Annotated in this window: 12 protein-coding genes; 2 read left to right on the top strand and 10 right to left on the bottom strand. The window is 50.5% G+C overall.

Annotation, left to right across the window (positions count from 1 at the left end; genetic code table 11):
- Positions 1–226 precede the first annotated feature (226 nt).
- Positions 227–1486: a PQQ-dependent sugar dehydrogenase gene (locus GBK04_RS06195; RefSeq protein ID WP_373330752.1), complete on the top strand. Its 1260-nt coding sequence runs from the start codon at positions 227–229 to the stop codon at positions 1484–1486.
- Positions 1487–1663: 177 nt separating this feature from the next.
- On the opposite strand, the gene GBK04_RS06190 is transcribed toward GBK04_RS06195, so the two are convergent.
- The 3 genes from GBK04_RS06190 to GBK04_RS06180 all read right to left on the bottom strand — a co-directional run bounded on the left by GBK04_RS06190 (position 1664) and on the right by GBK04_RS06180 (position 7015).
- Entirely contained in the window at positions 1664–4924 is a 3261-nt protein-coding gene (locus GBK04_RS06190; protein WP_152757837.1) for a VPS10 domain-containing protein, read from the bottom strand.
- 123 nt (positions 4925–5047) lie between these two features.
- Entirely contained in the window at positions 5048–6064 is a 1017-nt protein-coding gene (locus GBK04_RS06185; protein ID WP_152757835.1) for a threonine aldolase family protein, read from the bottom strand.
- A 45-nt stretch (positions 6065–6109) separates the two neighbouring features.
- Positions 6110–7015 carry a hypothetical protein gene (locus GBK04_RS06180; RefSeq protein ID WP_152757833.1) on the bottom strand — a complete coding sequence of 302 codons (906 nt, stop codon included), beginning with the start codon at positions 7013–7015 and terminating at the stop codon, positions 6110–6112.
- A gap of 376 nt (positions 7016–7391) precedes the next feature.
- Between GBK04_RS06180 and GBK04_RS06175 the strand changes: the two genes are divergently transcribed.
- On the top strand, positions 7392–7658 hold the full coding sequence (locus GBK04_RS06175) for a hypothetical protein (RefSeq protein ID WP_152757830.1): 267 nt from the start codon (positions 7392–7394) through the stop codon (positions 7656–7658).
- Between the two features lie 282 nt (positions 7659–7940).
- Here GBK04_RS06175 and GBK04_RS06170 read toward each other — a convergent pair whose 3' ends face one another.
- The 7 genes from GBK04_RS06170 to GBK04_RS06140 all read right to left on the bottom strand — a co-directional run bounded on the left by GBK04_RS06170 (position 7941) and on the right by GBK04_RS06140 (position 14652).
- Complete coding sequence (locus tag GBK04_RS06170; protein WP_373330751.1) at positions 7941–10379, bottom strand: AsmA family protein; 2439 nt, start codon at positions 10377–10379, stop codon at positions 7941–7943.
- 195 nt (positions 10380–10574) lie between these two features.
- Positions 10575–10730: a FeoB-associated Cys-rich membrane protein gene (locus GBK04_RS06165; protein ID WP_152757826.1), complete on the bottom strand. Its 156-nt coding sequence runs from the start codon at positions 10728–10730 to the stop codon at positions 10575–10577.
- Positions 10731–10802: 72 nt separating this feature from the next.
- On the bottom strand, positions 10803–11345 hold the full coding sequence (locus GBK04_RS06160; protein ID WP_152757824.1) for a YfiT family bacillithiol transferase: 543 nt from the start codon (positions 11343–11345) through the stop codon (positions 10803–10805).
- Positions 11346–11447: 102 nt separating this feature from the next.
- Positions 11448–12212 (bottom strand): class I SAM-dependent methyltransferase, encoded by a 765-nt coding sequence (locus GBK04_RS06155; protein WP_152757822.1) that lies wholly within the window; start codon positions 12210–12212, stop codon positions 11448–11450.
- Positions 12209–13120, bottom strand: a complete 912-nt coding sequence (locus tag GBK04_RS06150) for a glycosyltransferase family 2 protein (protein ID WP_152757819.1) — start codon at positions 13118–13120, stop codon at positions 12209–12211. The genes GBK04_RS06155 and GBK04_RS06150 overlap by 4 nt, the downstream gene beginning before the upstream one ends.
- Positions 13121–13124: 4 nt before the next feature.
- Positions 13125–14213: a DegT/DnrJ/EryC1/StrS family aminotransferase gene (locus GBK04_RS06145; RefSeq protein WP_152757817.1), complete on the bottom strand. Its 1089-nt coding sequence runs from the start codon at positions 14211–14213 to the stop codon at positions 13125–13127.
- Positions 14214–14244: 31 nt separating this feature from the next.
- The gene (locus tag GBK04_RS06140; protein ID WP_152757815.1) at positions 14245–14652 is read right to left on the bottom strand and encodes a sugar 3,4-ketoisomerase; all 408 of its coding nucleotides are present in this window, start codon (positions 14650–14652) and stop codon (positions 14245–14247) included.
- Positions 14653–14677: the final 25 nt, after the last annotated feature.

The following is a 14677-nucleotide window of genomic DNA, read 5'->3' as shown; positions in this document are numbered from 1 at the left end:
CAAAGCTAAAACTATTTTTCTAGTAATCAAACTATTTTTCTAGTGGAAATTCTAAAGCAACAAAATCCTGTGAGCGTATCGGGATTTTGGTTGGGCGAATTATGAGGAGGGAAAATTCGTATAGCACTCCGTTCAAAATTTGGCATACTTTTTAAAATCGACTAGGATACTCAGCGGGATCTAGCAGGGAGCTGGGCATTTTCAACCATTATAAAGCAACAATCAGATGAAAGAGAAAAAGACGAATGAGGGGCGTCGCTCCGTGGGGCGGGTATTGCGGTCGGCAGGAGGCATGCTAGCGCTGGTACTTGTCATTGCGGTAAGCTGTAAGGAGGGAGAGGATTTCTGGGATAGCATGATTCCGGAGACTGATAAGGAAACCACTACCGCTCAGGTAGCCGGGTATGTGTTTCGTCCGGCCCTGGCGCCAGCCAATGAAGCCAATGAGCGCCAGCTCAAGGTACCCTCGGGCTTCCAAGTGAGCAAATTTGCGGAAAACATGGGACAGCCCCGCATGATGGTTGTTAGCTCGAGCGGCCGGGTGTATGTGTCGGATCGGGAAGCGGGCACGGTCACCATGCTTATGGATGCTGACGGTAATGGAATGGCCGAAAGCAGCAAGGTAGTAGCTACGATCAAGCAGGTACATGGGTTGTCGATTTATAACGGAAAAATATACATGGTGGCAGTAAACGAAGTGTATGTTGCCGACATGAATGGCGACGGAAGCTTGGGCCAGCCTAAGATGCTGATCAGCGACCTGCCGGACGGGGGGCAGCACCCCAACCGGACAATTGGGTTCGGGCCGGATGGGATGATGTACCTTACGGTAGGCAGTACGTGCAATGCCTGTGCCGAACCTAATCCCGAAAACGCCACCATTTTACGGGCCAATGCCGACGGTAGCAATCGAAAAATATACGCCAAGGGTCTGCGCAATACCATTGGCTTTGGCTGGCACCCCGAGACGGGTGAATTGTGGGGCCTGGACCATGGAATCGACTGGCTAGGTGATAATGAGCAGGAGGAGGAGGTAAACCAGATTAAACAGGGTGCCGATTACGGATGGCCTTACATCTACGGAAATGGTAAATACAATCCTGCTGATCGTCCTAAGGGTGATACGACCTACCAGCAATATCTACAGAAAACCACCCTGCCTACCCTTACCTACCAGGCTCATTCCGCACCAATCGGGATGGTGTTTTATACGGGATCACAGTTTCCGGCTGAGTACAAAAATGACGCTTTTGTAGCCATGCGGGGTTCCTGGAACCGTAGTTCGCCGGTAGGGTACAAGGTAGTTAGGCTACATTTTGAAAACGGGAAACCCGTCCGCTTCGACGATTTTCTGACGGGCTTTGTCATTGACAACAACCGCTCGCATTTTGGCCGTCTGGCAGGATTAGCCGTGCATACTGATGGTTCGCTGTTGGTATCAGACGATACCAACGGAGTTATCTATCGGATTTCGCGACAACCCTAACTAGTTTGGCCAGGAAATTTTTGGAAAAGGTACTATTTATCGCTTCAATGGCTCCATTAGTTTAGAAAAAGATAACGGTACCCCAATAAGCAAGTCTCTATTGCTTATTGGGGTACCGTTAATTCAGCCCAGCCACTCGTCATATCGAAAATAGGCCAGCATTGGAAGTATGTGCGGTTAGTCCGTTTGGCTTTTAAATAACAGCGAAGGTTTTGCCTGCACCTCTTGTCGGAAAGCTGCCCACTGGGTATCAAAAAACTGATTCACCTTTTCGATCGCCTGCGTTGCCATCACCTCAGCGTCCCGTACCATTTGCTCATCCTCCTGATTGGGCATAAAGGGTTTGCTGCCGGTCCAGGGGGTACCTGCCACGGAGTAGTAGGCGTCGCGCCATACGGTGAGGGCGGTTTGGCGGTAGGGGCGTCCGTAGCCCTGTTTTTCGAGTGGCTTGGGTTCGATCAGTTCACGGGTAATTTTGAGGGTATCCTGCATGGCCTTCAATTTCTTATCCCACCCTCTCCAGGCTTCACTGTCGGCACCTTTTAATTGTTCAGTAAGCAGCTTTACGGTGTTATCAGCATCGTTGAGACGATCGGTAACTTCGGTCAGCTTCGCGCCGGTTTCGGTCAGGCGATCGGCCATCGCGCGTCGCGCCAGAATTGCGGTCCTGTTATATTCCAGGCGCGGGTCAGCGCGGACATTCACCGTGGTAGAATCCTTCAGGTCTTTGTAGCTCACCACCACCCGGTAGGTACCTGGCATCACGGGTAAGCCAATGGGTTCGGGAGCATTGGTTTTGGGTTTCTGGCTGCCGGGCTGGCGGATTCCCCGCTCGCGCAAATCCCAGGTCGTGCGCTGCATGCCTACGGTATCCACTTTATCGGTGAACGAACGCACCAATTTCCCTGCCGCATCATACACCCATATTTTTACCGTATCCATCTTCACAACCTTTGCCGAATCCGTTTTCACTACGGGTAGGGTCATATCCTCGCGGTTCGTTTTTTTCTCCACTTTCTTGGCTACCGGAGGCGTAACGGGCGCAGGAATGTCCTGTATTTCCGGGTTGAGATAATAGGTGAGCCGGGCCATGCGACTACGGTTTTGAGCCTGGTATAGCCCATCTCCGCCTGATCCGTAGCCCGGTATGTCTTTGGTTTCGGCCAGATAGGCCTCCGGGCTCGCAAAGGCCACTATTTTTTTGTCCAACGTCTTGGCATTGGAGGCGATCGCCCGCAGAGGACGGATGTCGTCCAGCACATACAGCGAACGCCCGAAGGCACCTATTACCAGATCGGCCTCACGCTCCTGCAAAGCCAGATCCATAACGCTTGTGGAAGGAATGCCCGACTTCCATTGAGTCCAATTCTTGCCATCGTCCGTACTTACCCATAGGCCGTGTTCGGTGCCGGCAAAAATCAGGTTAGGTACCTCGGTGTCGGAAAGCACGCAGAGCGCGTAGCCCCGTACTTTTTTATCGTCCACTAGGCGCTCCCAACTTTTGCCATAGTCGCGGGTGCGGAAGATATAGGGGGCAAAGTCGCCCATACGGTAGTGGTTGGCTACTACGTAAGCTTCGGCCGGATTCTTCTTGGTGACTTTAACCTGCGGAATCCAAGCTTCCTTAGGTAGGCCCGGAATCCGGTCGCGCAGATTGGTCCAGGTTTGGCCGCCGTCTCGTGTCAGCTGCACATTACCGTCGTCAGTCGTAATCCAAATCACTCCCTTTTCGGTATAAGATGGGGCGATGGCCAGAATAGTCGTGTTGTTTTCGGCGGAGGTCACATCCAGCGAAAGGCCACCGCTTTCATCCTGCTTTTGTTTAAGAGGATTGTTAGTCGTGAGATCCGGGGAAATAATGGTCCAGGATTTTCCCTTGTCCGTGCTTTTGTGCAAAAACTGACTACCGTAGTAGATCGTACTGTTGTCCAGCGGATCCTGGGCCAAAGCAGCGTTCCAGTTAAAGCGCAGGCGGGTGGCCAAGTCTGGTGCCGGTGGGCGCAGGCTATAACTTTGTCCGGTTTCAATGTCAAAACGGCCCAGATTACCACCTTGTGACATAGCATAGCCATAGCGGGCATTGTCGGGGTCGGGCAGTACGTCGAAACCGTCGCCTCCCCATACGCTTTGCCACAGGTAATTACGAATTCCTTCGCTCATCCAGGTGTAGGCTGGGCCCCGCCATGAGCCATTGTCCTGTAAGCCACCATATATATTGTACGGAATTTCATTGTCTACATTGACGTGATAAAACTGCCCAATGGGGATTCCTTCCGCAAAAATCCATTTTTTGCCTCCATCCCGTGAGATAGTCACACCGCCATCATTCCCATTGATGATAAAAGACGGATCTTTTGGATGAATCCACAAGGCGTGATGATCGGCGTGAGCCTGGTCAAACCCGGCGGCAATCTTGAAACTTTTGCCACCGTCGACACTGACATTCACGGTTTGCCAGAGAGTATATACCTTGTTTTCATTAATTGGGTCGGCAATGATATCATTGAAATAGAACGGGCGGTTGGTGGCAATTTCGGGATCATCGGTAATTTTGGTCCAGGTGAATCCACCGTCACTGCTGCCATATAACCCGTTTTTTTTGGCTTCCACCAGTGCATACATGCGGTCGGGGTTGGCGGGTGAAATCGCTACGCCGCAACGTCCGTAGTCACCTTCGGGCAATCCCTCGTCCTTTCCCAGTTTTTTCCAGGATTGGCCGCCGTCGTGCGTCAGATACAGGCCCGAACCCGGTCCACCTGACTGGAAGTCGTAGGGCGTACGGCGGTGTTCCCACATGGCTACCAGAATTTTCTGGGGGTTAGCGGGGTCCATGATCATGTCCGCAACGCCCGATTTTTCGTTGGTAAAAAGGATTTTCTCCCAGGTTTTGCCGCCATCCATAGTTTTGAACACTCCCCGTTCGGGATGCTCGGCGTAAGGATTGCCAATGGCGCCGGCGTATACCACTTGGGAATTGGTTGGATCAATCAGTATCCGGTGAATCCCCCGCGTTTTTTCCAAACCCATGCGTTGCCACGTTTTTCCGGCATCCAATGATTTGAAGATACCTTCACCCAGGTTAATCGAATTGCGGGGATTGCCCTCACCAGTACCTACCCACACTACGCTGGGATTTGACTGCTGAATGGCCAGAGAACCGATATTTAGCGTTGGCTGTCCATCAAATACAGGCTCCCAGGTACCTCCACCGTTTTCGGTTTTCCACACGCCACCCGAAGCCGCCCCCACATAGATGATATCGGGGTTGGCGTGGACGGCATCGACGGTTGTGATGCGTCCCGACATCACGCCGGGTCCAATGCTACGCGCTTTCATGGCTTTTGTAAGGGAGGTAGGTAAGGCCTGGCCGGAGGAAGAGTACCCCATTATACTGATCGTAATGGCTAAAAGCAGCGATTTTAAGGAAATGTGTTGCATTTGATCCGAGTTAGGTTAGAATTATTCTGCGAAACGCCTAAAATACAAAAAGACCGCGAAGGCGGTCTTATGTTTTTATAAATGTATTTGGTTATTCGCTCATGGCGAGTGACATTGAGAAACTTACATTTTTTTCAATTGCTTCTCCAGTTCTTCCAGATGATCGTCTGTAAAATCCAGGTGCGTCACCAAACGTACCAGGTGCTTGCCAAAGGCCACCGCCCGGATACGCAGCATATCCAAACGCCGCACATAGTCTGTAGCCAGAATGGTATCGGGCAAGCGGAAAATCACGATATTGGTGTCGATGGGGTAGATGTCTTCAACCTCCGGCATCTGCCGAAGCATGGCCCCGATGGACCGGGCCCGCTGGTGATCTTCCCGCAGGCGGTCTACATGGTGGTCGAGGGCATAGATACCCGCGGCGGCCAGGAATCCGGCCTGCCGCCAGCCGCCGCCCATCACTTTGCGAAAGCGCCGCGCCTGCCGGATAAAATCGGCTTTTCCCAGCAGCAACGACCCCACCGGACAGCCCAGTCCTTTGGACAGGCACACACTTAGTGAATCAAACAGGGCCCCGTGTAGGGAAGGTGCTTCACCCGTTTCGACCAGTGCGTTGAATAGCCGGGCACCGTCCAGATGCAGGGGTACCTTGTGGTTATCACATACCTGGCGGATCGCCTCGATCTCTTCCAGCGCGTAGTAGCATCCGCCGCCCTTGTTCATGGTATTCTCAAGCGATACGAGCCGGGTCACGGTGGCATGTACATCGTCGGGACTGATTGCCTCGGCTATCTGCTGGGCATTCAGGCGGCCCCGGTCACCGTCCAGAAGCTTTACCGAAGAAAAAGCATTGAGCATAATGCCACCGCCTTCATAGAGGTAGATGTGTGACAGCTTATCACAAATCACGTCACTGCCGGGCTGCGTATGCACCCGGATGGCAAGCTGATTGGTCATAGTACCCGAAGCGCAGAACAGCGCTGCCTCTGTACCAAACAGTCGGGCGGCTTTTTCTTCGAGCGCATTGACGGTCGGGTCATCACCCAATACGTCGTCGCCCAGCGGAGCCGCCCACATGGCTTCTCTCATGCCTTCAGTGGGACGGGTAACGGTATCGGAGCGGAGGTCGATTTGCATAGGATCAGGCGTTTCCTTCTGGAGGGTTGGAAGGTTGAGGCAAAGTTAGGGTACCGATGATTCAAAACGCTCTTTTTTCGGATTTTCAATTTCATATTGCGTTACAAGTTTTTTGTTTCTGAAAATCAGTAATTTATTGTCTGATAATTCTAATTTGTTGCCCATAAATCGCTTGTTGTACACAAAAAATTTATCCTGGCTCCTTTCAATGGTACGGATCAACTTCTTGCCCTTCCGGGTAGGTCGGTAGATTCCCAGTGTCTTATTCTGGTTGGTCAGAGCTACTATGTAGTGGTCCCGAAGATGAATTTCATCACCAGTGAGGCGATAGTCGATTTTCTTGCGGCGCCTTTGCAAGTAGAAATTCTCGTCATTCCGTTTATAGATTCCTTCCGTCACCCTTCGTTTGTTCCGATGTACCAGTGCCGAGTCACGCTGGACAACGGTATATTTGAGGTTGCTTTTGCGCATGAACGAAAGACTGTCTTGCGGACCGGAGCGATGGTACTGGTAACGGATTTTTTTGCCGGGTGGACGGGAAATGGTCAGCGTATCGTTGTCGAGCGAATAGACTGTGAAGCCACTGCCCACCGTGGCGGGCGTTATTTTCTTCAATTCAAAAGCCTTCTTATCCGCGAAGTCCAGCAAATAATCCAGCCGTAGAGAAAAGTTTTCATTCAGATCGTAGAAAAGCCCGTTTCCCAGATTCAGGCCGAGGGGATCGTAAGGTACCTCTACTGTTTGCAGGGTATTTCCTACCATTTGCTGTTCCGTCTGCCGTACCACATCCAGCCTCAGATCGTTCGGTTCGACGTCGGGTTCGATATGCACAGTTTCGAACGGAATGCGTTCGAGTGCTTTGATTTCCCTGACATTCAGGGTAGAACAGCTGCTCAATCCCAATCCGGACAGAAGCAGAAAAGTACCTAAGGTGATGGTTTGAGTTTTCATGCTAGGTTGGCTAATTTGGAAAGTTATAGAGACACTTGCTGCTTACCTTACTAGTGGAGGCTCACGCAGGCTTTTAGATAAAGGGTATGCCACCTACTTTTTTCCCCACTGGTTTGGGAGAAAAAATAGACATACCCATATACGTGAGCAAAACATTCGACAATTATAAGTACGGGTGTGAACTAGGTAGTAGTTGAAAATAATATCTATTAATAGATTGATAGTCAATAAATTGAGTTTTTGAATTAGTGAAAACACCCGGCTGATGTTGAGTAGAAGAGTAAGGATATCCTATATGTGGCTTAGATGTTTTATAGTATTCCATGAAAATTTAGTATTTAAGTTTTCTACAACTAACTCTTAACAAACTAGAAAAATGGAAAATAATCAGAAAAATCAGGAAAACGAACAGCAAACCAATAGGAACGCTGGACAACAAGAACAACGTAGCGGACAATCACAAGGTAACCAGGGCAACACGGGGCACCAGCAGGAGCAGCGCCAGAGCGGCCAAGGCCAGCAGGAGCAACGCAACCAGGGAAACCAGGAAGGCAGCGACCGTAATAGCAAAGGTTGGCAGGACCGCGATGAAGAAACGCAGCGTACGCAGCAATCAGATCAGAATCGCGACCGCAACAGTTAATTGCATAAGATAAAATCTGTTAATGAACGGAGGAATTCAATAACTTGAATGGTTTTGTTCATTGATAAGATGGAAAGCAGGAAAGCGAAAGCATTCCTGCTTTTTTTTATGTGATACTAACCCAATACTCCTACCAATCAGGGTAGGTACCGGGAGACAAACGGATTTGAGCAGGCGCCAATGTGAAGCGTCCGCACAATCCTTGTGTCACCATCAGCCTATTCGCGGGTATCGGTAGGGATAAAGCGTGGGCGTGGGTACTAAAGACCAAACCTAGTGATGTTATCGGAAACGTTTCACCTTATCGTATCGAATGCGTACGTCGTCGCCTTCGTGTATGGCGCGTAGGAAAATAACATCCCCCTTCACATCTTCCACTTCCCGGATCTCCAGATGATTGGCAGGCGCTTTCCGACGCAGATTATTCATCGGAATCTGAATGCTCAGGTTGGTTTTGTTGCCAAAACTATACACTCCATCCAGAAAAAAATAGAAGACATTGGATTCTACTTTCATGCGGTTTACTTCTACTTCCTCTCCTTTTAGGATAAACTTCGTTCGGAAGGGAGCGAACTTTATGTTATCCAGGTCCCGGTTTTTAAAAATGAGTTTGCGGATATCCATCAAAGGCTTGAAATCAATAATACGTACCTTATCCAGATTCAGGTTGACAAAGCCTTTCATAGAAGGTTTTACAAAAGTGGTATCGTTACTGATGCGGGATTCGAACTGGAAATCGGCGGTAAGAATACCGTGAAGGTTCTGGTCTGTAATGGTTTTCTGTCCGAAATTAGCCAGTGAGTAAAAAACGGAATCCACTGTGGCCTTGTCCACATTTCCCTCAGCATAGAACAGAGGCAAGCCCTGGCCATCAAAGGTTTTGATTCCGCCGGACAAACGTACCTTACCCCCGCAGGTATTCATGGAAAGATTTTTCAGCTCGATCAATTGATTCTTGACCAGTACTTGGCCCCGCACCTGATCGGCCCGTAGCCTATGGTACCGCATGTGGTCGACTTCCAGACTGGCGGTTACCTGAAGTTTGTCGATGGTTTCATCCAGAAGTTTGGTGATTTTAAACTTCGTTTTTCCGCTGGTCCGGCGGGCACGTCGGCCCGCCAGCCGGTCGGGAAACGTCACAACCCAGTTGGGGATCCGGGCATGAACAAAAGCCTGGGCCGGATTGATGGAACCGAACAGGGCCGCAGGCAGATGCATCACTTTACCGGAAATAAGCAAATCATTGCGACCATCATACAGACTCAATCGGGGAATCCAGACGGTATTTTCGTCAAAAGTAGCCTTTCCGGTAAGCTGACTGAGATCGATCTTTCCTGGTTTGTTGCGGAGCGACAGATTGGACAGTTGCAAACTACCCCGTAGTTTTCCGGTCATGCGGTCAGCTCTGGCATCATAAAAAGTAACGGGGCTCCCTTCGTAGTGAAACGTAAGTGCCGCGGTACCCTTACCCACCGCATAACGGCTCGAATCGAGCAGGGCATTGAGAGTAGCGGGGGTAGCGCGCAACGAAAAATCCATGACCGAACTGGCTACTTTAAGATTCGTAATGCTGAGATGGCCTTGTAAAGGTATGGTTTCAAAGAAACCTGCCGCCTGACTGACGTCGATGCGCGAATTTTCGTCACCCGCCGGTTTTTTAGTATCGTACCGGTTGGTGAAGGTACCCTCGGCTTTCATACCCCGCAAGTGACCATAGGGTAGGGGATACGAGAAGGTATCGGTCTGGAAGCGCACATTGATTCGGGGGTTTGGATCAGTCAGGGTACCCCTCAGGTGTACCGTGGCCCTGACAGTCGGCAGAATTTTGCGACGGACAATAGCCCGCTCCAGTTTTTCGGGCAACAGATGGAGCGTAGCCGCAAGGCTGGTTTTTTCTACCCCGAAATTCAAACCTACAAAGCCGGGTTTTGGTCCCCCTTTGATGTAGCCGACTATAGTGATTTTGTCAACGTTTGGATTAGCTACCCGGATGAATGATGGATTGACCCGCCACAGCTTACGGGTAGGAAAAAAATCAAGACTCAGGTGTACTTGCGCCAGCTGATTCCGTAGAAAACTGCCTTTGGCTGCGTTGAATACCAGGCCATTGAAATAGGTTTCTCCGTCGACATCAAAATGACGTAGGGTGTCAGTCAGATGCACATCACTCGTTACCCGTCGAAGCTCGGCTCCGTATGATTTGCCTCGGAGTGAGTCGGTGTATTGAATGGGGCAGTTGCTGAACGAGAGAGTTTCAAGTGTTTGCAGAAAATCGCCATTCTTCTTTTTTAGAGTATCGGGTACCTCGCTGGTGCGGGCCTTCTCAAACATGGAAGCATTAGAATACCCATCCCGCCTGACAAATACGGTGATGCTACCTTCTTCCACCCCTACCTTCCTGATCCGTATACTTCCATGGAATAGCTGGTCAAAATCCAGGGTAGCAGTTACACGATCGGCCCGTAGTAAAGGCGTGTGGTGTTCGGAAAACCGGCGGTCTGTCATCGATACATTTTCAAAGGAGAAGGTCAGACCCAAGCCGTGCCCGAAAGGAGTAAACCCGACATCGCCTACCTCCAGTCTGCCATCGAGGTTTTCGGCGGTCAGGGCCTGCACATAGGCCAATAGCTTCGATTTATAGGTACGTGTCCAGAGTATGGTACCTCCTACCAGCCCCAGAACCAGTAAAATTAATCCCGTGATGATAATTCTTTTGAACAAAACCCTGCGCATGTATATTCGAGATCCGGAAAAACAGTTTAAGGTTGGTGGGCAAAAGAAAAAATAAACGAGGGAAAGAGAAAAGAAGAGAAGTTCTGGATGGCAAGTGCAAGTCCACCGGCAGCCTCAGTCGACAGGACGGTTTTAATTGAAACTACTGGCTAGTTTAGTATTCCACAGGCATGCAGAACCCTTTCAACGAGCCTGGAGGGTGGGTTTTTCGGGAGTCGAGCATCCACATCCTTTCGCACACCCACCCGTAGCCGGGCGGCGCAGCGTTTTCCACAATCGGGTACCCAGGTACCCTAAAGCTCCCGCAAAAATGAGTAACACGATGATTTGCTGAATCATGGAATAACAGATTGGATAGCTATGTAAGCACTGAATTCAAACCAACGCTTACACACGTACAAAACTCCAAACTTACTGCCAATGGTTCCGCTGTGCCAGTGTAAAGGCCTGCTGGTAATGGTGCTCGCTATGCCAGGCATAAAGCGCTATCACTTCCGAAAGCGGATAAATGCGGCCGGTTTCGGGGTGGACATAGGTACGGGCCAGATCGTCCCCATCCAGGGAGTTCATCAGCAGAACCCAGCGCAGGTGGATGTATTTCATCAATTGCAGCGAAAGATCGACCTGGGCAGATTTGGCGTCGGGTAGTTCGGCCCATAAATTCTCCATGTAGGGCTTGATAGTGGGCGAATCTTCGGTAAGGGCCAGCCGAAAGCGAACGTAAGCATTCATATGGCTGTCGGCCACGTGATGGACCAATTGCCGGATAGTCCAGCCATCAGGTCGGTAGGGGGTATCCAGTTTTTCGTCATCCCAACCGCCCAGCAGATTCATGAATTTGGAGGGTAGGGCGCTGATGATCTGTATATTCGATTTTATTTCATCGGGCGAATACTGGTCTTTTTTCTGAAAGCGTCCGATGGGGTAGCGTAAATCTTCGAGTTCCGGAGTCATAGGCAAATCTTGGATGGCGTTTATAAATTTCGGCTTGTACCGTTTTCCATTTTTCCCGGCTAATTTAAGCAAAAGAATCCGGTAAGAACACGGGACAATATTTCAGGTACCTTTCATCACCAGAAACAGCGAACTACCAAAGGGGGCGCTGCGGAGAAGCGCTTGCTCTGCCCTGGTCACAAATCGGAGGGTACCATTGATTAAGTCGCCCGGGTACCGCACATCGGATTCAACCGTCTGTGGTACCCTGCCCCGTCGAAGCTGATGGCGCTGCCACTGTCGAACAGCCAGAATGGGTAGGGAAAGCAGGAACGGCCAATAGGTATGGTAGAAGCTACGCAGGCCGGCAGCCTGGGCGTAGCTCTTGAAATCAGCCCAGGTGAAACGACGGGTACTGCCCACGGCGACGTCGTGGGTACCTGCAAATGCACTGAAGGCATGGATATTGATCAAAACCATACCATTCTCAGTGAGTCTTTTCCGAAAAACCGACAGCGTTTTCTTGATCTCCGCATCGGTTAGGAAATACAGGGCATCATTGCAAATAATCACATCGTACTGCTCCCGGGGGCGAAAGTTTTCTGTCTGCCGGAGGTCACCAAATCCTACGTCCAGTCCACGTTCCCTCGAAAAGTCAATGGCGTGCGGGGAGAAATCGAAGCCTGTGAGGTTGGAGTAGCCCTTTTCGTGCAGGTAAGAAAGTAAACCACCCGTGCCACAGGCGGCATCCAGAATTTTCAGGTCCGGGGTAGGTGGGCCAAAAGTTTTCCGGATTTGGTGAAAAATCCGATCGTGTAGAATCTGGTACCACCACAAGCTGCGCTCTACCTCGTACATCCGCTCGTATTCGGCCCGGTTGTCGATCATTCTACTATTTTTTTGATCACGTATTGCGGCTGGCCGCTCTGCGCCATGAAACTCTTGCCAATATACTCGCCCAATACGCTCAGCAAGCTACATTGGATTCCTCCGATGAACAGCAACGTAGCTGTCACGACCTGCCAGCCTTTGGGATCGGGGCCGACGACCCACTGCCCAAACAGATACAGCAACAGCAGAAAACCGATTCCTACGAGCCCTAGCCCGATGGGCATGAACAGCCGGATTGGCAGAGCCGAATAACAAAACAGGATGTTGAGGAAGAGCGAAATCAGTTTGCGTGGCGTGTAGTTGGAGCGGCCTTCTTCGCGCTTTTGATGGGTTACCTTCACGGTGCCAATGTTGCGAGTGACTCTCAGGATCAAGCCGTCGATATAGGGGTAAGGGCCTGTGTACTTGATAATTTCCTGGACCACTTCAAGTCGGATGAGCTTAAAGCTCGATAAATATAAATTCCGGGGCTTATTGAGCAGGTAACTGGTAATCCAATTGACGAATCGGCTGCCGAAGTTGCGATACAGGGCATGTTCTTTTTTGCCATAGTAGGTGTATACAACGCCATAGTTCCCCATCTCGGCCGTGTGTATGAGTTTTAGGATTTCCTCGGGCGGGTTCTGGAAATCATCGTCGATCATAACACAAAAATCTCCCTTCACATAATTCAGGCCACACATAACCGCATTGAACTCCCCGAAATTACGCCGCAGCGATATGAATGTCACCTCAGGCCGGGCCTGGGCCAGCTGGGTACATACCTGCTCCGAGGCATCGGGACTGCCATCGTTGACCAGTATCACCTCGTAGGTAATGCCCTGAAGGGCTTCACTAAGACGATTGATGAGCGGCCCAATGCTGTTTTGACTGTTGTAGACCGGAATAATGACGGAGAGTTCCATACGCCTACGCAAATTGATTGATGGATTCGATAATGTAGGCACTTTGTTCGTCGGTCAGCACGGTGTTGAGTGGAAGGCTGATGACTTCCCGGTGAATTTGTTCCGTCACGGGCAATGATACGTCATGGTACCTCTGATACGCCTTTTGCTTATGGATGGGCAAAGGGTAGTGTACGTTGGTCTGAATTCCTTTTTCCGAAAGATAAGCCACGAAAGCCTCCCGGTGTGGATGCCTGACTACAAACAGATGCCAGGCATCGTCCTCGATCTGGTCAGCGGGAGGGAGTACCAGGCTGGGCAGGGTAATGCCGTTCAGATATAGTCGCGCTAGCTGACGGCGGCGTTCATTCTCGGCATCGAGATACGGCAATTTTACATTTAGTACGGCCGCCTGTATTTCGTCCAGACGACTGTTAATGCCCTGATAGTCGTTTACGTACTTCTGTAATGAACCATAATTCCGGAGGTAGCGGATCTTTTCGGCCAAAGTCGCGTCGGACGTTACTACGGCTCCGGCATCGCCCAGAGCACCGAGGTTTTTGGTAGGATAAAAACTGAAGGCCGCCGCATCGCCCAGCATTTTATCACGCTGGCCCTGGTGCCGGGCCCCGTGTGCCTGGGCAGCATCGGTCATGAGCTTCAGATCATGACGTTGCGTGATTGTACGTAGGGCCGACATATCGCAACTACGACCGTACAGATGAACCGCCAGAATTGCCTTAGTCTTATTCGTGATTTTTTCCTCAACCTGAGTAGGGTCAATCAGTAGAGTGGTGGGGTCGGGTTCTACCCAGACAGGTACGAGATCCAGAAAATTCACGGATAACACGGAGGCGATGTAGGTATTGGCCGGGACTATCACCTCGCTGCCTCTAGGGAAATCGTACGCCTGAAGAATCAACTGCAAAGCCTCTAGACCGTTTGCTACACCTACGCAGTGTGAAGCCCCACAGTATTTTGCAAAGTTGTCCTCAAAAGCCGAAAGTTCATGGCCAAGGATGTACCATCCCGAGCGAACCACCCGTTGCACAGCCTCTTCTAGAGCCTGCTGATGAGGCGCATTGATCTGCTTTAAATCGAGAAACGGAATCATGGGGACAGGTACGGCCACACTGCGAGATTACTTACTTCAGGAACGAATTGACCGCATGCTCGGAATGGAAAACAGTCGGATAGGGGGCGTCGATATAATCGTTCAGGTCGTAATACTCATTGGAAAGTACTAGCAGGATGGCGTCCTCAGAAAAATCCTCCATCGTGTGCCAGTCGCGGGGTTCTAAAATAAGACAACTGGCAGGGTTTTCCAGAAAAAAATGATTTTCCTCTTCACCGTCATGCACATATACGCGGCATTTTCCGTGCAGACAAATGAGAGCGTTCCACGTCTTTTTGTGGCGATGGCCGCCGCGCGGAATATGTCCGGCTCCGTAAATATAGAACACCCGTTTGATGGTACCGGGCATCATTTTTTCGAATACCGTCAGGTTTCCCGCCTCAGAATGGAAGGTACTGAGCTCAATTAAATTGGGCATGAAAAATGTCAATAAAAGAGTAAAT

The sequence above is a fragment of the Salmonirosea aquatica genome, assembly GCF_009296315.1.
Classification (GTDB): domain Bacteria; phylum Bacteroidota; class Bacteroidia; order Cytophagales; family Spirosomataceae; genus Salmonirosea; species Salmonirosea aquatica.
The sequence above is the reverse complement of the archived record's forward strand: the minus strand, read 5'-3'. Positions and strand labels throughout refer to the sequence as shown.